Below are 25,131 nucleotides of genomic sequence, written 5' to 3'. Positions count from 1 at the left end.
GCGAAAGTCAGCAGAGATCTTGCGGTGGTGAGTGCCGGAGCACTCAGACCGTCATGATCTCGGCGTCCTTCTGCTTGACCAGTTCGTCGATCTCGGCGACAAACTTGTCCGTGAGCTTCTGCACTTCGTCGCTGCCACGGCGCTCGTCGTCTTCCGACGCTTCCTTGTCCTTGACCAGCTTCTTGAGCTGCTCGTTGGCATCGCGACGCAGGTTGCGCACGGCGACCTTGGCGGCTTCGCCTTCCGACTTGACCAGCTTGGTCAGCTCGCGACGGCGCTCTTCGGTCGGCATCGGCATCGGCACACGAATCAGATCGCCTTGCGTGGCCGGGTTCAGACCCAGATCCGATTCGCGGATGGCCTTCTCGACCACGCCAACCATCTTCTTTTCCCACGGCTGCACGCCGATCGTACGGCTATCCACGAGGTTCACGTTGGCGACCTGGGAGATGGGCACCATCGAGCCGTAGTAGTCCACCTGAACGTGATCGAGCAGGCCGACATGCGCACGACCGGTACGAATCTTCGCCAGGTTGTTCTTGAACGACTCGATCGAGCTTTTCATCTTTTGCTCGACACTTTTCTTGACGTCAGCAACGCTCATGACAACCTCCAAACCTTGAATTGTTACGCAAACGTAAATAATACGGCGTCGGCGCGCCCATGCACGCCGACGCCGCAATTTGAACTCAAACGTGGACGAGCGTTCCCTCGTCTTCGCCGAGAATGACGTGCTTGAGCGCGCCCGGCTTCACAATCGAGAAGACTCGCACCGGCATCTTCTGGTCGCGGCACAGCGCGAAAGCCGTCGCGTCCATGACCTGCAGGTGCTTGGAGATCGCCTCGTCGAAGCTGATGGTCGAATACTTTACCGCGTTGGGATCCTTCTTGGGGTCTGCGGAGTATACGCCGTCGACCTTGGTCGCCTTGAGGACCACTTCGGCGCCGACTTCCGAACCGCGCAGCGCCGCTGCCGTGTCGGTCGTAAAGAACGGGTTGCCGGTACCCGCGGCGAAAATCACGACCTTGCCTTCCTCAAGCTGACGGATCGCACGCGGACGGATGTAGGGCTCGACCACCTGATCCATGCGCAGCGCGGACTGCACACGCGCTTCGATACCCGCATGGCGCATGGCATCCTGCAGCGCCAGGGCATTCATCATCGTGGCCAGCATGCCCATGTAGTCGGCCGTTGCACGGTCCATACCCGCGGCACCGCCTGCCACACCCCGGAAAATATTACCGCCGCCAATCACGACGGCCAGTTGCGTGCCCAGGCGAACGACCTCGGCAATGTCGTCAACCATCCGTTCAATGGTCGCGCGGTTGATGCCGAATGCATCGTCACCCATGAGGGCTTCACCAGAGAGCTTGAGAAGTACGCGTTTGTAAGGAGTAGACATGGCGGTCCTTAAGAAGTCTGGTCGGGCACTGTTGGGTATTCTGGATGAAACAACGGGGACGGCACCGCCGCCCCCGGATACTGCGGTACTGCGCGAATTACGACTGCTTGGCCGCAGCCACTTGCGCCGCCACTTCCGCCGCGAAGTCGTCCTGCTTCTTCTCGATGCCTTCGCCGACCACGAACATGGTGAATGCCTTGACCGTGGTGTTGTTGGCCTTGAGCATCTGCTCGACGCTCGACTTGTCGTCCTTCACGTAAGCCTGATTGAACAGCGAGACTTCCTTGAGGAACTTCTGCACGCTGCCTTCCACCATCTTGGCCACGATCTCGGCCGGCTTGCCCGACTCGGCAGCCTTCTCGGCAGCGACCTTGCGCTCCTTCTCGATCAGTTCCGGCGAGACTTGATCGCCCGACACGGCCACCGGCTTCATCGCGGCGATGTGCATGGCGACGTTCTTGCCGACTTCGGCGTCAGCGCCGTCATACTCGACGACCACACCGATACGGGTGCCGTGCAGATAAGCCGCCAGCTTGCCTGCCGTGTCATAGCGCTGGAAGCGGCGAATGGTCATGTTTTCGCCGATCTTGCCGATCAGGTCCGCGCGCACTTGTTCAACGGTCTTGCCATCGAGCGGCAGTGCCGACAGCGCCGCGACGTCGGCCGGGTTGTGCTCGGCGACCAGCTTGGCCACGTCGTTCGCGAACTTCAGGAAGTCGTCGTTCTTCGAGACGAAGTCGGTTTCGCAGTTGATTTCGACCACGGCACCCTTGCCGCCGTCGATGTAGGCAGCGATCACGCCTTCGGCGGTGATACGGCTGGCGGCCTTGCTGGCCTTGCTGCCCAGCTTGACACGCAGGATTTCTTCAGCACGGACCATATCGCCATCGGCTTCGGTCAGCGCCTTCTTGCATTCCATCATCGGCGCATCGGTCTTGGCGCGCAGTTCGCCCACCATTGCTGCAGTAATTGCCGGCATATCGTTACTCCTGTATATCGAATCAGTCGGGAGTGGATGGCGTCCGGACGGCCTCGCTGCCCGCCCCGTGGCGCCCCGCGCACCCGACGCGGGAAAATCGGACTAAAAAAAAGGGGCGCCACCAGCAGCCCCTTTTGTTACGCAGCGGCGGCCGCTTACGCCTCTTCGTTCACTTCGACGAACTCGTCGTTACCATCGCCGCGAACGGCTTCCACGACTTCCTTGACGGCGTTTGCACGGCCTTCGAGGACAGCGTCGGCAACGCCTTGCACGTACAGCTCGACAGCCTTGCTCGAGTCGTCGTTACCCGGGATGATGTAATCCACACCTTCCGGCGAGTGGTTCGTGTCGACCACGGCGATCACCGGAATACCCAGCTTGTTGGCTTCCGTGATGGCGATCTTGTGGTAGCCGACGTCGACGACGAAAATGGCGTCGGGCATGCCGCCCATATCCTTCACGCCACCGATAGACTTCTGCAGCTTGGCCATTTCGCGATCGAACAGCAGCGCTTCCTTCTTGCTCATGCGCTCTTGCTCGCCGGCTTCCAGAGCCTGCTCCATGTCCTTGAGCTTCTTGATCGACGACTTCAGCGTCTTGAAGTTCGTCAGCATGCCGCCCAGCCAACGGTTGTTGACGTAAGGCATGCCGGCGCGACCCGCGGCTTCCGCCACGATGTCACGCGCTTGACGCTTCGTGCCCACGAACAGGATCGTGCCGCGGTTTGCTGCCAGTTGACGCACGTACTTCAGTGCGTCCTGGTACATCGGCAACGTCTTTTCGAGGTTGATGATGTGAATCTTGTTGCGATGGCCGAAGATGTAGGGGGCCATCTTGGGGTTCCAGAAACGGGTTTGGTGACCAAAGTGGACGCCCGCTTCCAGCATCTGACGCATAGTGACAGACATGTGATTCTCCGTGAGGGTTAGGTCTTAGACCGGCTGCCGTACCCGTTTCGCCAGACTGCCACACAGCTTTGCATGACCCGTCTGCGAAGATCGGGCACCCTGGGTGCGCCGGCCCGCGATTTCAAAATTTCCAAGCCGACAATCGACACTGCCACCCCGCCACCCGCCGGATGCGGCACCGATCGGCACCACACTGGGGCAAAAACACCCCTGAAAACCCGGCGAAGACCGTTGAAACACAAGGGAAAACCCTTGGGTTTATTAGCAATTCGTCCTCGACTTAGCCCGAGATTATAGCATCGCACCCCACCAGCACTCAAGCGACGCGTGAACTTGTGATGACAAGTCGGAAACGCCCGATCCGCGCGGTGCTCCGGCCGGTTCACCGCGCGGCCGAGCGATGCGCCAGGAACCTCGGAAATTCCTCGTCGGAACGCTCCGAAATCCAAGCCGGACGGGGCGAAAACCGTCCGTTGGTGCGATAATGCGGCACTGTTTACGCAATCTCTCCGATTCAGCAATGGCCATCACCCTCAAGAATGCCCACGATATCGAAATGATGCGCGTCGCCTGCCGACTGGCCAGCGAGGTGCTCGATTTCATTACGCCGCATGTGCGTGCCGGCGTCACGACCGGGGAGCTCGACCGGCTCTGCCACGAATACATGCTCAAGGAGCAGGGCACCGTGCCGGCACCGCTGAACTATCAACCGCCCGGTTATCCGCCCTACCCCAAGGCCACCTGCATCTCGGTCAACGACGTGATCTGCCACGGCATTCCCGGCGACAAAACGCTCAAGAACGGCGACGCGCTGAACATCGACATCACCGTCATCAAGGATGGCTACTTCGGCGACACCAGCCGCATGTTCATCGTCGGCGAAGGTTCGATCCTGGCGAAGCGTTTGGCGCAGGTGACGTATGAATGCATGTGGCTCGGCATCAACCAGGTGCGCCCGGGCGCGCATCTGGGCGATATCGGCCAAGCCATCCAGACGCATGCCGAAGCGCAGGGATATAGCGTGGTGCGCGAATATTGTGGCCACGGCATCGGCCAGGTATTCCACGAGGACCCGCAGATCGTGCATTACGGTCGCCAGGGCACCGGCCTCGAGCTGCAGGCGGGCATGATCTTTACCATCGAGCCGATGATCAACGCGGGCAAGCGCGAGATTCGGACGATGCCCGATCAATGGACGGTCAAGACGCGCGATCGCAGTCTGTCGGCGCAATGGGAGCACACGGTGCTCGTGACGCCGACGGGCCACGAGGTGCTCACGCACTCCGCCCTGACGCCGCCGCCGCCGCCCGGTTCGTCGTATGTGACATCTTTCGCCACCGCTACCTGAGCCACTGAAGTCCGGCCGCCTGTCACCGCAGCGGCCGCCCGGCCTGACTCGTTACTTTCACCACCAGGAAGCCGCCATGCACGCGCGTGCGCACGCCCCGTCTCCGCTACGTCAGGCCCTCAAGGACCGCAAGGCCGAACTCGTCGACCGCTTTTCCACGCACGGCAAGATCGACGTGCTTCTGCATGGCTTGTGCCAGGCGGTCGATCAAGCCATGCGCGACGCGTGGGACGAGTGCGAGATGCCCGATGGTTTCGCGCTCGTCGCCGTGGGCGGCTACGGGCGCGGCGAACTGTACCCGCACTCGGACGTCGACATTCTCCTGCTCCACGCGGATGCCGACGCGCAGGTGCTCACCTCGCACGTGGAGCCGTTTATCGGCTTCCTGTGGGATATCGGGCTCGAGATCGGATCGTCGGTCCGCACGGTCGACGAGTGCATCACCGAAGCACATGCCGACGTCACTGTACAAACCAGTCTGCTGGAAGCCCGCCTGCTCACCGGCAATGCGGCGCTCTTCGACGACTTCGAGCGGCGCTTCTCCGCCGATCTCGATCCGCGAGCGTTTTTCCGCAGCAAACAGTTGGAGATCCGCCAGCGTCACGCCAAGTATCAGGACACCCCGTACAGCCTTGAACCCAACTGCAAGGAAAGCCCGGGCGGACTGCGCGACCTGCAGGTCATTCTCTGGATGACGAAGGCCGCCGGCCTCGGCAACAGCTGGGCGGAACTGTTCGCGCGGGAACTGCTGACCGATCGTGAGCTCAAGGAGCTGCGCCGCAACGAGCAATTCCTCAAGGGCCTGCGCGCACGGCTGCACTTGCTGGCGCGACGGCGTCAGGACGTGCTCGTATTCGACATGCAAACGTCGCTTGCGCAAAGTCTCGGCTTCGATGCCACCCCCACCAAGCGGGCCAGCGAGCAGCTCATGCGGCGCTACTACTGGGCCGCGAAAGCCGTCTCGCAACTCAATACGGTGCTGCTGCTCAACGTCGAAGCGCGCCTGTTCCCGCAAACCAGCGGGGTCACGCGCGTGATCAACGAGCGTTTCGTCGAGAAGCAAGGGATGATCGAGATCGTGGACGACGAGTTGTACCAGCGTCACCCGAATGCGATCCTCGAGACATTCCTGCTTTATGAACAGGTCGTCGGTGTGAAGGGGCTCTCGGCGCGCACGCTGCGGGCGCTGTATAACGCTCGCGAACTGATGAACGCGCAGTGGCGGGCCGACCCCGAGAATCGCAGCACGTTTCTCGGCATTCTCCAGCAGCCGCAGGGCATTACCCACGCCTTGCGCCTGATGAACCAGACGAGCGTGCTCGGCCGCTACCTGATCAACTTTCGTCGCGTGGTTGGTCAGATGCAGCACGACCTGTACCACGTCTACACCGTCGACCAGCACATCCTGATGGTCGTGCGCAACATCCGCCGTTTCGCCGTGGCGGAGCACGCGCACGAGTACCCGTTCTGTAGCCAGTTGATCGCGAACTTTGACCGACCTTGGGCGCTGACGGTCGCGGCCTTGTTTCACGACATTGCGAAGGGCCGCGGTGGCGATCACTCCACGCTCGGCATGGCCGATGCCCGACGTTTCTGCACCCGTCACGGCATCGACAAGGAGGACACGGATCTGATCGTCTGGCTGGTGGGTGAGCATTTGACGATGAGCACGGTGGCGCAGAAGCAGGACACCACCGACCCCGAGGTCATCCGCCGCTTTGCGGCGAAAGTGGGAAATGAGCGGCGCCTGACGGCACTGTATCTCCTGACGGTCGCCGATATTCGCGGCACCAGTCCGAAGGTGTGGAACGCCTGGAAGGGCAAGCTGCTGGAAGACCTGTACCGGCTGACGTTACAGGTGCTGGGCGGCGCCAATCCGGATCCGCGTTCACAGCTCAAAGCGCGCAAGGAAGAGGCCCTCGGGCTGCTGCGCCTCTACACCGTGCCGGAGCGCGCGCAGGAGGCACTCTGGAGCACGCTGGACGTCGCCTACTTCCTGCGCAACGATCCGGCCGACGTCGCATGGCAGACGCGCCATCTTTGGCGGCACGTGGGCAGCGCGACCCCCATTGTCAAGGCTCGTCCCTCACCGATCGGCGAAGGGCTGCAGGTGATGGTCTACGTGCGCGACCAACTCGATCTGTTCGCGCGCATTTGCGGCTATTTCGAGCGCAAAGGGCTATCGATTCTCGACGCCAAGGTACATACGACCAGCCACGGCTTTGCCCTGGACAGCTTTCTGCTGACCGACCCGGGTCTGGACACGAGCTATCGCGACATCATCAATCTGGTGGAGAGCGAACTGGTGTCGCTGCTCACGCGTGTCGAGCCGCTGGCAGAACCCAGCAAAGGCCGGCTGCCGCGACGCTCGCGCAGTTTCCCGGTCACGCCGCGCGTCGATTTGCGCCCCGACGATCGCGGTCAGTACTACTTGCTATCGGTGTCGGCCAACGACCGCACCGGTCTGCTGTACGCGGTCGCTCGCGTGCTTGCGCGTCACGGCGTAAGCGTGCGTACCGCCCGCATCAACACCCTCGGCGAGCGTGTCGAAGACACGTTCCTGCTCGATGGCAGCCGTTTGCAGGACAGTCGTCTGCAAATCGCCGTCGAGACCGAATTACTCGAAGCATTGGAATCATGAGCGATACCCCGCGCACCAAACTGAGCGCCAAACATCCCCGCACTCTCGACAAGACTCGCGCTCCGGTGCGTTCGTCCGGCGCGCTGAGCCGTCCGACCAAAGCCGTGCCTGCGTCGATGCTCGACGCCAGCGGCGCAAAAAAGAAGCCTGCCGCGAAACCGGCACGACCGCGTCCGGTGGACAATGCGGCTACGCCGGCGGGTGCACGTCGCCCGGCTGGAAGTGCCGCCGCGCCACGCAAACCTGCGGCCGGCAGCACAACGCCGTACGAAAAGCGTTCGACGGGCGAACGCCCGCCCGCACGTGGCCAACGCGAGCGCGTTGCTGGCGCGCGTCCGGCACGACTTGACGACGAAACGCGTCCGCGTCGCGCTGCCGAAGGTGGTGCACGTGGCGATTTCGCCCGCCCGGCCAAACGGGGACCCGACGACCGCGCCCCGCGCCGTTTTGACGAAGACCGTCCGCGTCGTGCCGCCGAAGGCGGTGCCCGTGGCGATTTCGCCCGCCCGGCCAAACGGGGTCCCGACGACCGCGCCCCGCGCCGTATTGACGACGACCGTCCGCGTCGCGCTGCCGAAGGCGGTGCCCGTGGCGATTTCGCCCGCCCGGCCAAACGGGGACCCGACGACCGCGCCCCGCGCCGTTTTGACGAAGACCGTCCGCGTCGTGCCGCCGAAGGCGGTGCCCGTGGCGATTTCGCCCGCCCGGCCAAACGGGGTCCCGACGACCGCGCCCCGCGCCGTATTGACGACGACCGTCCGCGTCGCGCTGCCGAAGGCGGTGCCCGTGGCGATTTCGCCCGCCCGGCCAAACGGGGACCCGACGACCGTGCCCCGCGCCGTTTTGACGAAGACCGTCCGCGTCGCGCTGCCGAAGGCGGTGCCCGTGGCGATTTCGCCCGCCCGGCCAAACGGGGACCCGATGATCGTGCGCCGCGCCGTTTTGACGAAGACCTTCCGCGTCGCGCCGCCGAAGGTGGCGCCCGTGGCGATTTCGCCCGCCCGGCCAAACGAGGTCCCGACGACCGTGCCCCGCGTCGTTTTGACGAAGACCGTCCTCGTCGTGCCGCCGAAGGTGGCGCCCGTGGCGATTTCACCCGCCCGGCCAAACGGGGACCCGACGACCGTGCCCCGCGCCGTTTTGACGAAGACCGTCCGCGTCGCGCTGCCGAAGGTGGCGCCCGTGGCGAAGGTGCGCCTGGCGGCCGCTTCGCCCGCGACGATCGTGACACGCGGACCGCTCGGCCGGCACGCCCCGCGCGCGTCGCGCGCGATGCCGATGACGACATCAAGATCCATCACGACGCCGCTGGGTCGCTGCGCCTGTCCAAGCGCATGTCTGAACTCGGCCTGTGTTCGCGTCGCGAAGCCGACGAGTGGATCGCCAAGGGTTGGGTTCGCGTCGACGGCAAGGTCGTGACCGAACTCGGCACGAAGATCCTGCCGACCCAGGAAATCACCGTCGTGCAGGCTGCGCACAAGGAGCAAGCCAATCGCATGACGATCCTGCTGCACAAGCCCGTGGGCTACGTCTCCGCACAGGCAGAAGACGGCTACGAGCCCGCTGTCGTGCTGGTCACGCGCGAGCATCATTGGGCCGAGGACGATGCCGGCGTGCGTTTCTCGCCGTCGCATCTACGCAGTCTCGCGCCCGCCGGACGCCTCGACATCGACTCGACCGGCCTGCTCGTCCTGACGCAAGACGGGCGCATTGCCAAGCAACTGATCGGGGAAGATTCGGATATCGAGAAGGAGTACCTCGTGCGCGTCTCGTATAACGAGCATGTCGAAAACGTTCAGGCGCATTTCCCGGCAGACCGTCTGGCCCTGCTGCGTCACGGCCTGGAACTCGACGATCAACCGCTCAAACCCGCACAGGTCGAGTGGCAGAACCCGGAGCAACTGCGCTTCGTGCTCAAGGAAGGCAAGAAACGTCAGATCCGCCGGATGTGCGAACTGGTCGGCCTGCATGTGACCGGCCTCAAGCGCGTTCGCATGGGACGCATCACGCTGGGCAACCTGCCCGTTGGTGAGTGGCGCTACCTGCGCGCCGGTGAAGGCTTCTGAGTCGGCACACAGCCCATGAAAAAGCCTGCCATCGCGGCAGGCTCATCGTGCACATGAACCCCATGCTTCTCGGAGCATGGGGTTTTGTCTTTCAGGCGAGGGCGCTATCGGACGAGCCCGCGATCCGGTCCAGACGCTCGGCAAGATCAGCCAATTGCCGCGAATCAGATTAACGCGGTGCCGCCTCGTCCCCCGCGTCAGTCGTCGCTCTTGGGATCAAGTCCCGGAAAGAGAATCTCGGTAAATCCAAACTTGCTGAAGTCGGTAATGCGCATCGGGTAGAGCTTGCCGATCAGGTGGTCGCACTCGTGTTGAACGACTCGGGCGTGAAAGCCCTCAGCCACGCGATCGATCGCTCGGCCATACTGGTCGACCCCCTCATAGCGCAGCATCGAATAACGATTGACCATGCCGCGCAGCCCCGGCACCGACAAGCAGCCTTCCCAGCCCTCTTCCATGTCCTGCGTGAGCGGTGTGATGACGGGATTGATGAGCACGGTTTCAGGCACTTCGGGCGCGTCCGGGTAGCGCTCGTTATGCTCGAAGCCGAAGATCACCACCTGCAGATCGACGCCGATCTGCGGCGCCGCCAGTCCCGCGCCGTTTGCCTGCTTCATGGTGTCGAACATGTCGGCGACCAGCTCCCGCAACTCGGGCGTGTCGAAATGTTCCACGGGTTTGGCGATGCGCAGCAGGCGCGGATCGCCCATCTTCAGGATGTCGCGAATCATCGATTGGATCCTCCCATCAAAGCGCGGCCAACATCGCCCGCATAGCGTCTTCATCCAGCACGGGCACACCCAGTGCCTCGGCCTTCGCCAACTTGCTGCCGGCTTCTGCGCCCGCCACCACGTAGTCGGTTTTCGCAGAAACCGAACCGGCAACCTTTGCCCCCCGCTCCTCCAGCATGGCTTTCGCCTCGTCGCGCGAGAGCGTCGGCAGCGTGCCTGTGAGCACGAAGGTCTTGCCGGCCAGCGGCAGCGGTGCCGCAGCCGCCGGCTCCGATTCCACCCAGGTCACGCCCGCCGCCCGCAGTTGCTCAATCACTTCGACATTATGCGGTTCGCCAAAGAAATTGGCGATGGACTGGGCCACAATCGGTCCGACGTCGGGCACGGCCAGCAACTCCTCGGTGCTCGCCGCCATCACATTGTCGAGCTTGCCAAAATGACGCGCGAGATCCTTCGCCGTCGCCTCGCCCACATGGCGAATACCCAACGCGAAGATGAACCGCGCCAGCGTTGTGTGACGCGCCGTCTCCAACGCCGCCACGAGATTGGACGCCGACTTGTCGGCCATCCGGTCAAGCGCGGCAAGCTTCGCCACGCCCAGTTTGAACAGATCTGCAGGCGTGCGAATGATGTGCTGGTCGACCAGCTGCTCCACGAGCTTGTCGCCAAGCCCCTCGATGTCGAGCGCCCGACGCTGGGCAAAGTGCAGCAACGCCTGCTTGCGCTGCGCCGCGCAAATCAAGCCGCCCGTGCATCGCGCGATCACCTCGTCGGGCAGTTTCTCGATGGCCGATCCGCACACCGGGCACGCCGTCGGCATGACGAACGCTCTTGCATCGTCGGGTCGACGCTCGAGCACCGACCCGACGACTTCCGGAATCACATCGCCCGCCCGGCGCACGATCACCGTATCGCCGATCATCACGTCCTTGCGGCGAATCTCGTCTTCGTTGTGCAGCGTAGCATTCGTGACGGTCGCCCCGCCGACAAAGACGGGCGAGAGCCGCGCCACCGGCGTAATTGCCCCGGTCCGCCCCACCTGCACTTCGATGTCGAGCAACGTCGTCAGCGCCTCCTGCGCCGGAAACTTGTGCGCCAGCGCGAAGCGCGGAGCGCGTGAGACAAATCCAAGCCGATCCTGCTCGTCGCGACGATTGACCTTGTAGACGACGCCATCGATGTCGTAAGGCAGCGACTCACGCGCCTCCCCCACCGCGCGGTAGAACGCCAGCAACCCCTGCGCGCCCTGCACGACTTCGCGCCGCTCGTTGACCGGAATGCCGAGCGTGACATACCAATCGAGCAATGCCGAGTGCGTCTCCGGCATCGGCACACCCACCAGCTCCCCCACCCCATAAGCAAAGAACGACAACGGACGCTTCGCCGTAATCCTCGAATCGAGCTGCCGCAGGCTGCCCGCCGCCGCGTTGCGCGGATTGACGAACACCTTCTCGCCTGCCGCTTCCTGGGCCCGATTGAGTTTGTCGAAGTCGGCCCGAAACATCAGCACTTCACCACGCACCTCAAGCACTTCGGGCGGGTTGTCGGTCTTCAGGCACAGCGGAATCGTCTTGATCGTGCGGATGTTTGCGGTGACCTCCTCGCCCGTCGTGCCGTCACCACGCGTGGCCGCCTGGACGAGCACCCCGCGCTCATAGCGCAATGCGATCGCGAGCCCGTCAAACTTCAGCTCGGCCGCATATTCGACGGGCGCGCCGAACAGATCGCCGGTGGGTGCGCCGCCATCGCGCAGTCCATCCGACACGCGACGATCGAACGCTTCAACATCCTCGTCGGCAAAGCCGTTGTTCAGCGAGAGCATCGGCACGCGATGCACGACCTGTGCGAACCCTTCCACCGGCTTGCCACCCACACGTTGCGTGGGCGAATCGGGACGCTTCAATTCGGGATGATTCGTCTCGAGCGCGACCAGTTCGGCAAACAGGCGGTCGTACTCGGCATCCGGAATCAGCGGCGCATCCTCTTCGTAGTACGCGCGGTTGTGACGCGCCAACTCGGCACGCAACTCGGCCGCGCGGCGGGCGGCGGGCGATGCATCGGTAGCGGTAGGGGCGTTCGCGCCCTGACCCGGAACAGAAGTTTGGGACATGCAAGCAGACTCGGGAGACGGGAAGTCAGGACATTATGCCTTCGACGTACGCAACTGCGCGTTGTCGATCGCATTCATCCATCGATTGGAACAAAAAACGCCGCTCACCCGACGGTGAACGGCGTGCTTCGAACGCGGCTTCCGACGGGTCGTCGTCTGCCGCGCTTCGGTTCGAAATTACTGGCTGAACAGGCGGCGCGTGACCGGCGAGCCCGCCGGCAGACCGCGCGCCTCGAGGCGTTCGTAGAGCTTGAGCAATTGCTTGTCGACGTTTTGCAGCGCAGCATCGGAGAGCGGTCGACGCTGATCGTCCACCACCCGGCCCCCGATGCGCTGTCCGATCGAACGTGCGTAATCGCACATCAGACGGAACGGCAGCAGGTCCTCGTCGGCCACCGGCACATCGAGCAGCATCGTGATCAGATCGCCGCCCTTGTATGTCAGGTCGTCACGCAGGAAGTTGGTGTCGCCGAACTGCAGCATGAACACCGGATTCTGGCGTGCATCGAGCTTGACGAACCGCATGCCGTCGCGTGAGAGCAGCAGCCCGTCTTGCGTGGCGACGGCCTGCACGTAGTTGGCCGACCACGGCGCGCCGTCCGAAAGCACGTTGACCGACAGTTGGGCATCGCATTGCGCGGCAAAGCTGTCGAGTTCACGGCCGCGGGCGACCGTCTCCACCATGTCGGGCAATTCGGGCAACGCGTCAGCCGCATCGGCGAGGGTCTGCACGAGATTCGAAAACTCGGAGAACTCGACCTCATTCAGGGCGCCCGCGCGGTTGGCCAACTGTACAGCCATACGCAACTGGTGGTAGCGCCCGCCGGAGCGAATCAACTCCCACGGCGAATGCTCGTCGGCACGGCCCTCAATGTTGACGGGTTTGCTGCCCGCGCGGCGCATGCGTACCGTCAGCGGCATCAAACGCTCCGCCGCGATCACATTGGCCAACGGCAGTGCGACGACGCAGTCGATGCGCTCGTCGATGATCGGCGGCGGACCGCTCGGCGCAGCCGGCGCTGCTGCCACGGGCACCACGGCCGCAGTCGCTGCCTCGGGCGTGGCAGCCGCCGTCGCGACTGCCTCGGCGTTCGCTACGGGTTCGTTGGTGTCGACGTTGGCGAGCTCGGGCGCCGCGGCCGCCGTGGCGACCGAACCGGCCGCCGCAGCGTCCACCGTGTCATCGGCCGCCAGTTCCGCGTCAAAGCGTGCGACCGCGCTCGCGGCCGCCGCTTCCTGCGCATCGCGGGCCTGCGCTTGCCTGTCGAGAGCGCCGTCGTCGGCCTCCACCGCCGTGTCGGCCGTGGCAGTCACGGACTCCTCGGGGCGGGCGGCATGGGCTGCGGCGTCCTGCGTGGCGCGCTTGCGCGATGCCGGCGGCGCATCCCAGGCATCCTCGTTGATCGCGAACGCATCTTGCACCGAACTGCCGGCCGCCACCGCTGGCCCCAGCGTGGGCTCACGGCGCTCGCTCGACTGTGCCGGCACCCGCGGCGGCGAAAGCGTCGGTTCGATGAACGGACGATCGTCGTCGGCATCCGGCACGCCGGCGGTCGCATCGATGCCGGCACCGTCGACCGGCATGCGACGCGGTATTCGTGCGCGTGCCTTGCTGCCCTGCCAGGCGTTATAGGCCACGACTCCCAGCAGTACCACTACCCCTGCGCCAATCAAGCTGAGCTGCAGTTCATTCATGCGCGGCGTTCCTCTCTCTTCTCCATCGTGGGCGCGGGCTCAGACGATCTCGGCCAGATTGATCGCCGACTCCATGTCCACCGCGACGATCCGCGACACCCCTTGTTCCTGCATGGTGACGCCGATGAGCTGATTGGCCATTTCCATCGCGATTTTGTTATGCGAAATAAATACGAATTGGGTACGGTCCGACATGCGCGCCACCATCTTGGCGTAGCGCTCGGTGTTGGCATCGTCCAGCGGCGCGTCTACCTCGTCGAGCAAACAGAACGGTGCCGGATTGAGCTGGAACATGCCGAACACCAGTGCAATGGCCGTGAGCGCCTTCTCCCCCCCGACAGCAGATGAATCGTGGAGTTCTTCTTGCCCGGCGGTTGCGCCATGACCTGTACGCCAGCGTCGAGGATTTCGTCGCCGGTCATGATGAGCTTGGCTTGTCCGCCGCCGAACAGCAGCGGGAACAGTTCGCCGAAATGCTTGTTCACTTCGTCGAACGTGCCCTGGAGCATCAACCGCGTCTCTTCGTCGATTTTGCGAATCGCGCCTTCGAGGGTGTCGATGGCATCGTTCAGGTCGGCCGACTGTGCGTCGAGGAAGACCTTGCGCTCACGCGCCGTCTCCAACTCTTCCAGCGCGGCCATGTTGACCGGACCCAACGCGTTGATCGCGTTGTTGATGCGGGTGACTTCGCCTTGCAGGTACGACGGCTTCATATCGGGCGTCAGCTTGACGGCGAGTGCCTCCTCGTCGACCTCGGCCGCCGTCAGTTGCTCGACAAACTGCTCGCGGTTCAGGCGTGCCGCCTGCTCCTTCAACTGGAATTCCGTGATTCGGTCGCGCAGCGGTTGCAGCCCGCGCTCCGCCGCCAGCCGCTCTTCGTCGCTCTGACGCAACTTGTGCGTGAGCGCCTCAAGTTCGATGCGTGCGGCCCCGAGAATCTCTTCCTTCTGCGCGCGGAGTTCAAGCGCGTCCTGCAAACCGTTCTCGACCGTCTGTTCGGTGATCTGCGCGAGTTCAGCCTGTGCCTGCTCGATCGACACCACCAAACGTTCGGCCTGCTCGAGCGCCGTCTGGATACTGCGGCGGTGCTCGTCGATCTTGCTTGAAATCCCTTTTTGACCGAACGCCGCTTCCTGCGCCAGACGCTCCAACTCGCGCGCGCGGTTGCGGGCATCCGAGAGCCGGCTGTCGAGCGATTCGAATTCGAGCTGCCCGTCTTCGAACGTCGCCTGCAATTCGGCCAGACGCGCGTCGCTCTGCTCGAAGTTCGCCTCCGATTCGGCGCGCAGCGCCAGTTGCTCCTCGATCTGCGCGGCGATTTCACGCAGCTCTTCGTCGATCTGCGTGCTGCGGGCGTTGAAGCGCTCATAGGCTTGCGTGAGCTTGAGCACATCCATCTGCAGCGCATGCACACGCTGGGTGGCGCGCTCGGCACGCCCGCGCACCTCGGTAAGCGACTGGGCCGCCTGGCTGTAGGCAGCCTCCGCCCGCACGGCGGCGGCCTTGGCTTCGTCCGACAGCAACACCTGCGCGCGCAGTTGCTTGCCCAGGTTCTCGATTTCCTGCTGACGCGCGAGCAAGCCAGCCTGCTCGGAGTCGGCGGCATAAAGCTGCACACCCACGCGCGTGACCTGGTGCCCCGCCTTGACGACGAGCGACGCGCCCTCCGGCAGTTGCGCCCGGGCGACCATCGCCTGCGCGAGATCGTCGGCGACGAACACGTGACCGAGCCATTCCTGCAGCACGGCACGAAGGCCAGGATCGTCGATGCGCAGCAACGAAAGCAGCGGGCGCATCGACGCCGGGGCGTCGAGCGCACGCGCGGCCGGTGGCGGCGAATAGAACGCCAGCTTGGCCGGCGGCGCATCGCTCGCAAACGCCTTCACCCAGTCCAGATTGCTGATTTCCAGGGCGGCGAGACGCTCGCGCAGCACCGATTCAAGGGCGTTTTCCCAGCCCGGCTCAATGTGCAGTTTTTTCCATAGACGCGGCAATTGCGCCAGCTCGTGCTTGTCGAGCCACGGCTGCACCTTGCCCTCCGTCTGCACACTCTCCTGAAGTTGCTTGAGTGCGGTGAGGCGCGCTTCGAGCTGCGCAATGGACGCGGCTTCGGACTGCACCCGCGCCTGCGCCTCGGCACGCTCGGCTTCGAGTCGCGGCAGCCGCTCCTGCGCGTCGGCAAGTTCGGCCTGCGCGTCTTCGAGCATCGCCTGATGTTCAGCAAGATCGGCGCGCTGCATCTCCAGCTCGGCTTCGTCGGGCTTGTCGAGCCCGCGCGCCTCCCCTTGCAGACGCTCCTGACGCTGCTGCAACTGCTGCAACGCCTGATCGGCATTGCGCTGGTGCGCCGCTTCGAGCTTCAGACTCTGCTCGACCTGCGAAATCTCGCTGCGCTGCTCGTTGAGCAGGGTCTGCGCGTCGCGCCAGCCGGCTTCCAGCGCCGGCAGCGCGTCGTTCTGATCGGCCGCCTGATCCTGCGCCGTGGCCGCGCGCTCTTCGGCGATGATGAGTTCCTCTTCCGCGAGCGCCAGGGCCTCTTCCGACTGCGCCGAGCGCGCCTGCCATTGCTCGCGCTGCGAGGTGAGCGCCGCCAGTTGCGCCTGCACGCGGTTGCGCGACTCGACGACGTAGCGGATCTCGGCTTCCAGCCGGCTAACCTCCGAATTCGCCTCGTACATGGCGCTTTGCGCGGCCTGAACGGCATCGGTGGCCGTGTAATGCGCGGCGCGCAGCGTTTCGAGATCCGATTCGGAGCCGCGCAGACGCGCCATCTGCGCTTCGAGATCGACCTGTGCCGATTCAATCGCGCGCTGTTGACGCTCTTGTTCGTTCTGGGCTTCGTTCTTGCGCAGCAGCCACAGCAACTGCTGCTTTTCTTCGCCGTCGCGATGCAAGTCCTTGTACCGATTCGCCACCACGGCCTGCGATTCCAGCTTTTCGAGATTGCTGCCGAGTTCGCGCAGAATGTCTTCGACGCGCGTGAGGTTCTCGCGCGTGTCCTGCAGGCGGTTCTCGGTCTCGCGACGGCGCTCCTTGTACTTGGAGACGCCCGCGGCTTCTTCGAGGAACACGCGCAACTCTTCCGGCTTGGCCTCGATGATGCGCGAGATCATCCCCTGCCCGATGATGGCGTAGGCGCGCGGCCCGAGGCCAGTGCCGAGGAAGATGTCCTGAATGTCGCGCCGGCGGGCCGGCAGGTTGTTGATGTAGTAGCTGGAGGTGCCATCGCGCGTAAGCACGCGCTTGACCGCGATGTCGGCGTACTGGCTCCACTGCCCGGCGGCGCGCCCGGCGCTGTTGTCGAACACGAGTTCGACGCTGGCGCGGCTCGCCTGCTTGCGGGCGGTCGACCCGTTGAAAATCACGTCCTGCATCGATTCGCCGCGCAGCTCCGAGGCGCGCGACTCACCGAGCACCCAGCGCACGGCGTCGATGATGTTGGATTTGCCGCACCCGTTGGGGCCAACGATCCCGACCAGTTGGCCAGGCACCGCGAAGTTCGTCGGATCGACGAAGGACTTGAAGCCGGCGAGTTTGATGGAGGTCAGACGCACGGCAGGTTCGCTTTATCGGTCATGGAATGATGGGAAAGACGCAGACGCGCTTAGCTGGTCCTGTCGGGCCTTGCGCGCACTGCTGCGCACTGGCCGCTGACATCGATATGACATCGGTTCGCATCATACCATCGCATCCCCCGCCGTCGCGCATTTACAACGCCCGGAATCCGGCAAAATGCCTGACAGCACGCCGGCGGCCACAATGCACAGTCCGCCCGCAATGTCGCGCACGCCCAGCCCTTCGCTCGCCAGCCACCAGGACGATATCGCCGCCACCACGATCTCGAAGAGCATGATGAGCGCCGCCTGATTGGCGGGCACCCGGGCCAGCCCGAACTGCACCACGACGTTGGTCAGCGCAATCGCACCGCCCAAGGCGAGCGCCACGGCAGCGGCGGCCGTACCCGACGTGAGCACCGAGACGGCAGCGCGCCCCGTGTCGGTCCCGCCATCGAACGGCAACACCAGCAACCCGCCGACCACGCAGCCGAGATACAGCGTCCAACTGCGCATTTCGGCACGCACGTCGGGCATCGCCTGACTGACGCGCCGCAGCAGCACGTTATTGAGCGCAAAGGCCGCCCGGCAATGGCACCCGCCCATTCGCCGGGATTGTTGGGCAGCGGCCAGCCCAGCGCGGGCGACCAGAGCATCAGCCCCGCCCCACCGAGCGCCAGCGCGATCAGCCCAACGCCGCGCACGCCGACGCGCTCGCCCAGCAGCCAGTGGGCGAACAGCGCCGTCCAGACCGGCGTCAGGTAGAACAGCAGCAGCACACGCATCACATGACCGTGCGTCGTGCCCCAGACAAACGCGACGTTGGTCGCGCCGCCGGCGAACCCCACCCCCGCGAGCAGCCACGACCAGCGCAGCGTGCCGAGCGAGCGGCGATATACGAGCGTGAGCAACAGCAGCGCGACGCTTGCGGTACCGATCTGCGCGGGAACCGCCGCCACGCCCCACTGGGCGAGCATGCGATAGGGAAACCAGGCCAGCCCCCACACCGACGACCCCATAAGAATGGCCAGTGCAGGTGCCGCCCGAACGCGCAGCGACGCGCTCGCCGTCGACGCCGGGCCGTGTGCGCCGTTGCCGGCTACGGTCATACTGTTGACTCCTGAAAAATCTGAGTTATTCCTTGGGCTTGCCCCATCGGCGCCTCGGAATAGGCTGAATTACGCAGCGGTCGCGCTTTGTGCGCGCCATAACGGTATAATTTTCGCTTTGCCGATCTTGCCATTCTTTAGCGCGTTCGGGAACCGTCCTTCGCGCGTTGTTACGAACGATACCGCCGCCCTGCGTGGCCTGTGCCCTGCCAGTCCGGCCCCGGAAAGCGTTCGTCGTGCCGCGCGGCGGCGCGGTGCAACGCCCGGCCGGCCCGCACGGCGCCGGATTGCCCTCGAAAGTTGCCTTGCCCGGCAGCGCGAACCCTAGCCCTGAGTCTGTTTGAATTCACGTGAACCCATTACTCGACAAGCTCCAGCCCTACCCCTTTGAACGCCTGAAGTCGTTGGTGGCGGACATCACGCCTGCCAGCGCGTACAAGGCCATCAGCTTCGGCATCGGGGAGCCCAAGCACCCGACGCCGCAGTTCATCAAGGAAGCCCTGATCGACGGGCTGGGCGGCCTTTCGAACTATCCGGCCACCGCGGGCGGCGAGCCGCTGCGCGTGGCAATCGCCGAGTGGCTGGAGCGCCGGTACGCACTGCCCAACGTGAATCCGGCCACGGAAGTCCTGCCGGTCACGGGCTCGCGCGAGGCACTCTTTTCGTTCGCACAGGCGGTCGTCGACGGCAGCAAACCCGGCGCGCGCGTGGTGTGTCCGAACCCGTTCTACCAGATCTACGAAGGCGCCACGCTGCTCGCCGGCGCGACGCCCTATTACGTCGACAGCGATCCCGCGCGTAATTTCGCCCCGGACTACGACGCCGTGCCAGCCGACGTCTGGCGCGACGTCCAACTTGTCTATCTCTGCTCGCCGGGCAATCCGACCGGCGCCGTGCTGAGTCTTGCCGACTGGAAGCGCCTGTTCGACCTCTCCGACGAATTCGGCTTCGTGATTGCGTCGGACGAGTGTTATTCCGAGATCTACTTCGACGAAGAACATGCGCCGCTGGGCGCCCTGGCGGCGGCGCATCGACTGGGTCGGGGCTTCGACCGTCTGGTCGTGTTCTCGAGCCTGTCGAAGCGCTCGAACGTGCCGGGCATGCGCTCGGGGTTCGTGGCGGGCGACGCCGCCGTCCTCAAGAAATTCCTGCTGTACCGCACTTACCACGGCTGCGCGATGAGTCCGGCCGTGCAAGCGGCGAGCGTTGCAGCGTGGAATGATGAAGCCCACGTGCGCCTGAACCGCAGCAAGTACCTGAAGAAGTTCCAGACCGTCACGCCAATGCTCGCCGACGTGCTCGACGTGCGTCTGCCGGACGCGGGCTTCTACCTGTGGGCCCGGGTCGACACAAAAACCGGCTTGTCCGACACGGAATTCACGCGCCAGTTGCTGGCGCAATACAATGTGGCCGTACTGCCCGGGTCGTACCTGGGCCGCGCGGCGCACAGCACCAACCCGGGCGAGAACTATGTGCGCATCGCCCTCGTGGCCGATGTGGATGAATGCACCGAAGGCGCCCAGCGCATCGTGCAGTTCTGCCAATCCCTTTAATTCTCACTGCAACCGATTCTCGCCATGTCGCAACCACTGCAAACCACCATCGACCAAGCCTGGGACAACCGTGCCGAGATCTCGGCAAAGTCGGCACCTGCCGAGGTGCGTGAGGCCGTCGCCCACGTCATCGCCGAACTGGACAAGGGCGCCCTGCGCGTGGCCCAGAAGCAAGACGGCCATTGGATCGTGAACCAATGGGTCAAGAAGGCCGTGCTGCTGTCGTTCCGCCTCGAAGACAATGTCGTGATGCCGGCTGGCGGCTTCAGCCAGTTCTATGACAAGGTGCCGAGCAAGTTCGCCGACTACACGGCCGACGACTTCGCACGCGGCGGTTTCCGCGTCGTGCCGCCGGCCGTGGCGCGTCGTGGCTCATTCATCGGCAAGAATGTCGTCCTGATGCCGTCGTACACCAACATCGGCGCCTATGTCGACGAGGGCACGATGGTCGACACGTGGGCCACTGTCGGTTCTTGCGCCCAGATCGGCAAGAACGTTCACCTCTCGGGCGGCGTCGGTATCGGCGGCGTGCTCGAACCGCTGCAGGCCAACCCGGTCATCATCGAGGACAACTGCTTCGTCGGCGCCCGCTCTGAAGTCGTGGAAGGCGTGATCGTCGAAGAGAACTCGGTGATCTCCATGGGCGTGTATCTGGGGCAATCGACCAAGATCTACGATCGCGAAACCGGCGAAGTGCATTATGGCCGCGTGCCGGCCGGCTCGGTCGTGGTGCCGGGCAACCTGCCCTCGAAGGACGGAAAGTACAGCCTGTACTGCGCCGTGATCGTGAAGAAGGTCGATGCGCAAACGCGCGCCAAGACGGCCATCAACGACCTGCTGCGCGGCGAATAAGGCGACGCGGCATCCGAGGCGTCGCCGCCTGTCGGGCGGCGACGGCTTCGGCGCGTCTTTGCAATCGCGACACCAGGAGTTTCGGCGATGACAGCAGTGCTGTATGGCATTCCCAACTGCGACACCGTGAAGAAGGCGCGCACCTGGCTCGACGAGCATGGCGTGGCGTACGATTTTCACGACTTCAAGAAAGCGGGCGTGAACGACGCACTGCTGGACACCTGGCTCGCCCAGGTACCGCTTGCCACGCTACTCAATCGCAAGGGCACGACCTGGCGCAAACTCTCGCCGGAACAACAAGCGGCGGCGGCCGATACGTCGGTGGCCCGCACGCTGATGGTCGAAAATCCGTCGCTCATCAAGCGCCCGGTGCTGGTGACCGATGGCCAGGTTTCCGTGGGCTTCACGCCCGACAGTTACGCCTCACGATTCTGAATTCATGACTTTCTCCCAAGGCGCCACGCTGGCGCTCACCGAGCAACTGATCGCCCGTCACTCGGTGACGCCCGAAGACCGCGACTGCCAGGCCATCCTGGCGCGCCGCCTCGAAGCCATCGGCTTCGCGTGCGAGACCATCGCGTCGAACGGCGTGACCAACCTCTGGGCGCTCAAGCGCGGCACGCGCGGCACCGACGGACGGCTGCTCGTCTTCGCAGGCCACACCGACGTCGTACCGACCGGCCCGCTGGAGCAATGGCATTCGGATCCGTTTGCCCCCACGCATCGTGACGGCATGCTCTACGGTCGTGGCGCCGCCGATATGAAAACGTCGCTTGCGGCATTCGTGGTCGCCTCCGAGGAGTTCGTCGCCCAACATCCGGATCACACCGGCTCCGTGGGTTTCCTGCTGACCAGCGACGAGGAAGGCCCCGCCACCGACGGTACCGTGAAGGTCGTTGAAGCGCTCACGGCGCGGGGCGAGCGCCTGGACTATTGCGTGGTCGGTGAGCCGACATCGAGCCAGCGCCTGGGCGACATGGTCAAGAACGGGCGTCGCGGATCGATGTCGGGCAAGCTCGTCATCAAGGGCGTGCAGGGGCACATTGCCTATCCGCACCTCGCCAAGAACCCAACGCACCTATTCGCACCGGCACTGGCCGAGCTGACGCAAACCGTGTGGGACAACGGCAACGAGTATTTCCCGCCCACCACGTGGCAAATCTCGAATATCCACGCAGGCACCGGCGCGACCAACGTCATTCCCGGCGAGTTGACGGTGATGTTCAACTTCCGCTTCTCGACGGCCAGCACGTCCGACGGCCTCCAGCAACGGGTGCATGCGTTGCTCGACCGTCACGGCCTGACCTATACGCTCGACTGGTCGATCAGCGGCCAGCCGTTCCTCACGCCGCGCGGCGACCTGTCGGCAGCGCTCGCGAGCGCCATCCGCGAGGAAACGGGGCTTGAGACCGAACTCTCGACCACGGGCGGCACGTCCGACGGGCGTTTTATCGCACGCCTCTGCCCGCAGGTCATCGAATTCGGTCCGTGCAACGCCAGCATCCACAAGATCGACGAACACATCGCGGTGGCCGACATCGAACCGCTCAAGAACATCTATCGGGGCGTGTTGACGCGCCTGGTGGTCTGAGACGCACGAGGCATTCCACCATGACGACACAGACCCATCCCTTCCAGACGTTACGCGACCTGTTGCGCTATGCCGTCTCGCGCTTCACCGAGGCCGAGCTGGCCTTCGGGCATGGCACGGCCACGGCGTACGACGAGGCCGCCTATCTGCTGCTGCATACGCTGCACCTGCCGATCGACACACTCGACCCGTTTCTCGACGCCCGTTTGCTGCCCGAGGAAATCGAGCGCGTGCTGTCGGTCGTCAACCGTCGTGCGGGCGAGCGCGTGCCGGCGTCTTACATCACGAATGAAGCGTGGATGCACGGCCACCGGTTCTACGTGGACGAGCGCGTCATCGTGCCGCGCTCGTTCATCGGCGAGTTGCTGGAAGACGCCTTGCAGCCATGGGTCGATCACGCCGACGACGTGGCCGAGGTCCTCGAACTGTGCACCGGCTCGGGCTGCCTGGCGATTCTGGCCGCCGAGACCTTCCCGGCCGCGCAGATCGATGCCGTCGACATTTCACCCGACGCGCTCGCCGTGGCCAAGATCAACGTGGCCGACTACGGCCTTGACGACCGTGTCGCGCTGCATCTGGGCGACCTGTATGCACCGCTGCCCACGGGCAAGCGTTACGAAGTCATCCTCACCAATCCGCCGTATGTGAACGAAGGCTCGATGCAGGTGCTGCCGGCCGAGTATCGCCACGAGCCGCGTCTTGCCCTGGCGGGGGGTAACGACGGGATGGACGTGGTTCGACGCATCATTGCCGGTGCGCGCGAGCACCTGACGGCGCATGGCGTCCTGGTCGTGGAAATCGGCAACGAACGTCACTTTGTCGAAGCCGCGTTCCCCGATCTGCCGATGACGTGGCTCGCCACGAGCGCCGGCGACGACATGGTGTTCCTGGTGCAGGCCGCCGATCTGCCGTAATCGCCTCGGTGCTCGCCCATTGCAGCGAGTGCTCGCCTAAGGTCATGCAGCCCGGTTACACTCGGGTTCCCGGGTCCGCGCGACTCACGGCATGGAGGAAGATTGTCCGTCATGGTGCTCAATTGGCTCGACGTCGGCTTTGCCGTCGCCTGTATCCATGCACTGGGGGCGATCGCCGCGATCCATGCCGTGCTGACGGTACGGACGTCGCAGGGCGCCGTGGCGTGGGCGGTATCGCTCGTCACAATGCCCTACCTCACGCTCATCCCCTACCTGTTCCTCGGCCGATCGAAGTTCATCGGCTACGTCGAGGCACGTCGCGCCCGGAATCAAGCGTTGCAATCGCGCATCGGCGAAACACAATGGAGCGGTGAGCCGCCTGTCGCGATGGAAGCCCATCCCGAGTTTGCGGCGCTCACCGCCATGACGGGCATGTCGTTCGTGGCAGGCAATCGCGTGCGCCTGCTCGTGAACGGCCACGCCACGTTCGACGCCATCTTCTCCGCCATCGACCGCGCGCGCGACTACATCGTCATTCAGTTCTTCATCGTCAAGGACGATGCCCTTGGACGCGCCCTGTCCGCCCGCCTGCTCGCGCGCGCCGCCACGGGCGTGAAGGTCTTCTTTCTCTACGACCGGATCGGCAGCCACGACTTGCCGCGCAGTTACTGCGACACGCTGCGCCAAGGCGGTGTCCTCGTGCACGAGTTCGCCGCCGCCAAGCGCGGCATCTTCGTGAATCGCTTCCAGTTGAACTTTCGCAATCACCGCAAGATTGTCGTGATCGACGGCAACGAAGCGTTCATCGGCGGCCACAACGTCGGCGTGGAATACCTCGGAGAGAAACCGCCGCTGGCTCCCTGGCGCGACACGCACATTGCCGTGCGCGGCCCCGCAGTGGTCGGCATTCAACGCGCGTTCGCCGAAGACTGGCACTGGAGTACGGGCACGGTACCCGAGCTGAATCGTCAACCGGTCGCCTCCGGCGAAGACATGCACTGCCAGGTGGTGCCCAGCGGCCCCGCCGACCGGCTGGAAACGTCGTCGCTCTTCTTTGTCACCGCCATCAACGCTGCGCAACAACGGGTCTGGATTACCACCCCCTACTTCGTGCCCGATGAAGCCGTGTTCTCCGCATTGCGCCTGGCGGTGCTGCGCGGCGTGGACGTGCGCATCCTGATCCCCGACCGGGCCGATCACCGCGTGGTGTTCGAAGCCACCACGTCGTACGCCTTCGAAGCCGCCCGCAGCGGCATCAACGTCTATCGGTATCAACACGGCTTCCTTCACCAAAAGGTCGTGCTGATCGACGACAGCGCGGCCGCCGTCGGTAGCGCCAACCTCGACAACCGGTCGTTCCGCCTCAATTTCGAGATCATGCTGCTGACCGTCGACCGCGCCTTTGCGGATGACGTCGCGTTCATGCTCACGCACGACTTCGAGCATGCCACCCTGCTGAACAAGGACGAATTTCGGACGATTCCGAAATGGCGCCAGATTGTGATGCGCGTGGCGCGGCTTTTCGCCCCAATTCTGTAGCCGGTCGACGGGGCGCATCGCATTCGCCTGCGCAGACCGGTAAAATAGCGGTTTTGCCGTCCTCTGCGCGTGGGTTTGCCGGCATGGCACGTTCGGTCCTCATTGGATCGACGGCGCATGCCCACCGCGCAGGCCAAG

Annotated in this window: 16 protein-coding genes and 2 pseudogenes; 9 read left to right on the top strand and 9 right to left on the bottom strand. The window is 64.3% G+C overall.

Annotation, left to right across the window (positions count from 1 at the left end; genetic code table 11):
* Nucleotides 1-43: 43 nt before the first annotated feature.
* The 4 genes from frr to rpsB all read right to left on the bottom strand — a co-directional run bounded on the left by frr (nt 44) and on the right by rpsB (nt 3,290).
* Nucleotides 44-604, bottom strand: coding sequence for a ribosome recycling factor (gene frr, locus DRB87_RS10145; protein WP_017234137.1), 561 nt, complete (start codon nt 602-604; stop codon nt 44-46).
* An 85-nt stretch (nt 605-689) separates the two neighbouring features.
* Nucleotides 690-1,403 carry a UMP kinase gene (pyrH, locus tag DRB87_RS10140; RefSeq protein WP_026131984.1) on the bottom strand — a complete coding sequence of 238 codons (714 nt, stop codon included), beginning with the start codon at nt 1,401-1,403 and terminating at the stop codon, nt 690-692.
* Between the two features lie 97 nt (nt 1,404-1,500).
* The gene (gene tsf / locus DRB87_RS10135; RefSeq protein WP_026131985.1) at nt 1,501-2,382 is read right to left on the bottom strand and encodes a translation elongation factor Ts; all 882 of its coding nucleotides are present in this window, start codon (nt 2,380-2,382) and stop codon (nt 1,501-1,503) included.
* Between the two features lie 155 nt (nt 2,383-2,537).
* A complete protein-coding gene (gene rpsB / locus DRB87_RS10130) occupies nt 2,538-3,290 on the bottom strand; it encodes a 30S ribosomal protein S2 (RefSeq protein ID WP_020372913.1) in 753 nt (250 codons plus the stop codon).
* A 520-nt stretch (nt 3,291-3,810) separates the two neighbouring features.
* Between rpsB and map the strand changes: the two genes are divergently transcribed.
* The 3 genes from map to DRB87_RS24195 all read left to right on the top strand — a co-directional run bounded on the left by map (nt 3,811) and on the right by DRB87_RS24195 (nt 9,345).
* Complete coding sequence (gene map, locus DRB87_RS10125) at nt 3,811-4,638, top strand: type I methionyl aminopeptidase (protein ID WP_240756245.1); 828 nt, start codon at nt 3,811-3,813, stop codon at nt 4,636-4,638.
* A 76-nt stretch (nt 4,639-4,714) separates the two neighbouring features.
* Nucleotides 4,715-7,279 (top strand): [protein-PII] uridylyltransferase, encoded by a 2,565-nt coding sequence (locus tag DRB87_RS10120; RefSeq protein WP_130025804.1) that lies wholly within the window; start codon nt 4,715-4,717, stop codon nt 7,277-7,279.
* 1,334 nt (nt 7,280-8,613) lie between these two features.
* Nucleotides 8,614-9,345 carry a pseudouridine synthase gene (locus DRB87_RS24195; protein ID WP_370363834.1) on the top strand — a complete coding sequence of 244 codons (732 nt, stop codon included), beginning with the start codon at nt 8,614-8,616 and terminating at the stop codon, nt 9,343-9,345.
* Between the two features lie 197 nt (nt 9,346-9,542).
* On the opposite strand, the gene def is transcribed toward DRB87_RS24195, so the two are convergent.
* The 5 genes and pseudogenes from def to DRB87_RS10090 all read right to left on the bottom strand — a co-directional run bounded on the left by def (nt 9,543) and on the right by DRB87_RS10090 (nt 18,454).
* Nucleotides 9,543-10,076 carry a peptide deformylase gene (gene def / locus DRB87_RS10110; RefSeq protein WP_130025802.1) on the bottom strand — a complete coding sequence of 178 codons (534 nt, stop codon included), beginning with the start codon at nt 10,074-10,076 and terminating at the stop codon, nt 9,543-9,545.
* A gap of 16 nt (nt 10,077-10,092) precedes the next feature.
* Nucleotides 10,093-12,186: an NAD-dependent DNA ligase LigA gene (gene ligA, locus DRB87_RS10105; protein WP_130025801.1), complete on the bottom strand. Its 2,094-nt coding sequence runs from the start codon at nt 12,184-12,186 to the stop codon at nt 10,093-10,095.
* A gap of 177 nt (nt 12,187-12,363) precedes the next feature.
* Nucleotides 12,364-13,881: a cell division protein ZipA C-terminal FtsZ-binding domain-containing protein gene (locus tag DRB87_RS10100; protein WP_130025800.1), complete on the bottom strand. Its 1,518-nt coding sequence runs from the start codon at nt 13,879-13,881 to the stop codon at nt 12,364-12,366.
* 39 nt (nt 13,882-13,920) lie between these two features.
* A pseudogene (gene smc, locus DRB87_RS10095) lies at nt 13,921-17,435 on the bottom strand (chromosome segregation protein SMC).
* Nucleotides 17,436-17,558: 123 nt separating this feature from the next.
* Nucleotides 17,559-18,454: pseudogene (locus DRB87_RS10090) on the bottom strand (DMT family transporter).
* A gap of 440 nt (nt 18,455-18,894) precedes the next feature.
* Here DRB87_RS10090 and dapC point away from each other — a divergent pair.
* From dapC to cls, 6 genes are all read left to right on the top strand, one after another.
* Nucleotides 18,895-20,097 carry a succinyldiaminopimelate transaminase gene (dapC, locus tag DRB87_RS10085; RefSeq protein ID WP_130025799.1) on the top strand — a complete coding sequence of 401 codons (1,203 nt, stop codon included), beginning with the start codon at nt 18,895-18,897 and terminating at the stop codon, nt 20,095-20,097.
* A 24-nt stretch (nt 20,098-20,121) separates the two neighbouring features.
* Nucleotides 20,122-20,949: a 2,3,4,5-tetrahydropyridine-2,6-dicarboxylate N-succinyltransferase gene (dapD, locus tag DRB87_RS10080; protein ID WP_130025798.1), complete on the top strand. Its 828-nt coding sequence runs from the start codon at nt 20,122-20,124 to the stop codon at nt 20,947-20,949.
* A gap of 87 nt (nt 20,950-21,036) precedes the next feature.
* Entirely contained in the window at nt 21,037-21,384 is a 348-nt protein-coding gene (locus DRB87_RS10075; protein WP_130025797.1) for an ArsC family reductase, read from the top strand.
* Nucleotides 21,385-21,388: 4 nt separating this feature from the next.
* Entirely contained in the window at nt 21,389-22,540 is a 1,152-nt protein-coding gene (gene dapE / locus DRB87_RS10070) for a succinyl-diaminopimelate desuccinylase (RefSeq protein WP_130025796.1), read from the top strand.
* A 20-nt stretch (nt 22,541-22,560) separates the two neighbouring features.
* Nucleotides 22,561-23,454 carry a 50S ribosomal protein L3 N(5)-glutamine methyltransferase gene (gene prmB, locus DRB87_RS10065; protein ID WP_130025795.1) on the top strand — a complete coding sequence of 298 codons (894 nt, stop codon included), beginning with the start codon at nt 22,561-22,563 and terminating at the stop codon, nt 23,452-23,454.
* 111 nt (nt 23,455-23,565) lie between these two features.
* Nucleotides 23,566-24,993 carry a cardiolipin synthase gene (cls, locus tag DRB87_RS10060; RefSeq protein WP_130025794.1) on the top strand — a complete coding sequence of 476 codons (1,428 nt, stop codon included), beginning with the start codon at nt 23,566-23,568 and terminating at the stop codon, nt 24,991-24,993.
* Nucleotides 24,994-25,131 lie beyond the last annotated feature (138 nt).

The sequence above is a fragment of the Pandoraea sp. XY-2 genome (genome assembly GCF_004193915.1).
Lineage (GTDB): Bacteria > Pseudomonadota > Gammaproteobacteria > Burkholderiales > Burkholderiaceae > Pandoraea > Pandoraea cepalis.
This window is presented reverse-complemented; position numbering and strand designations above follow the sequence as displayed.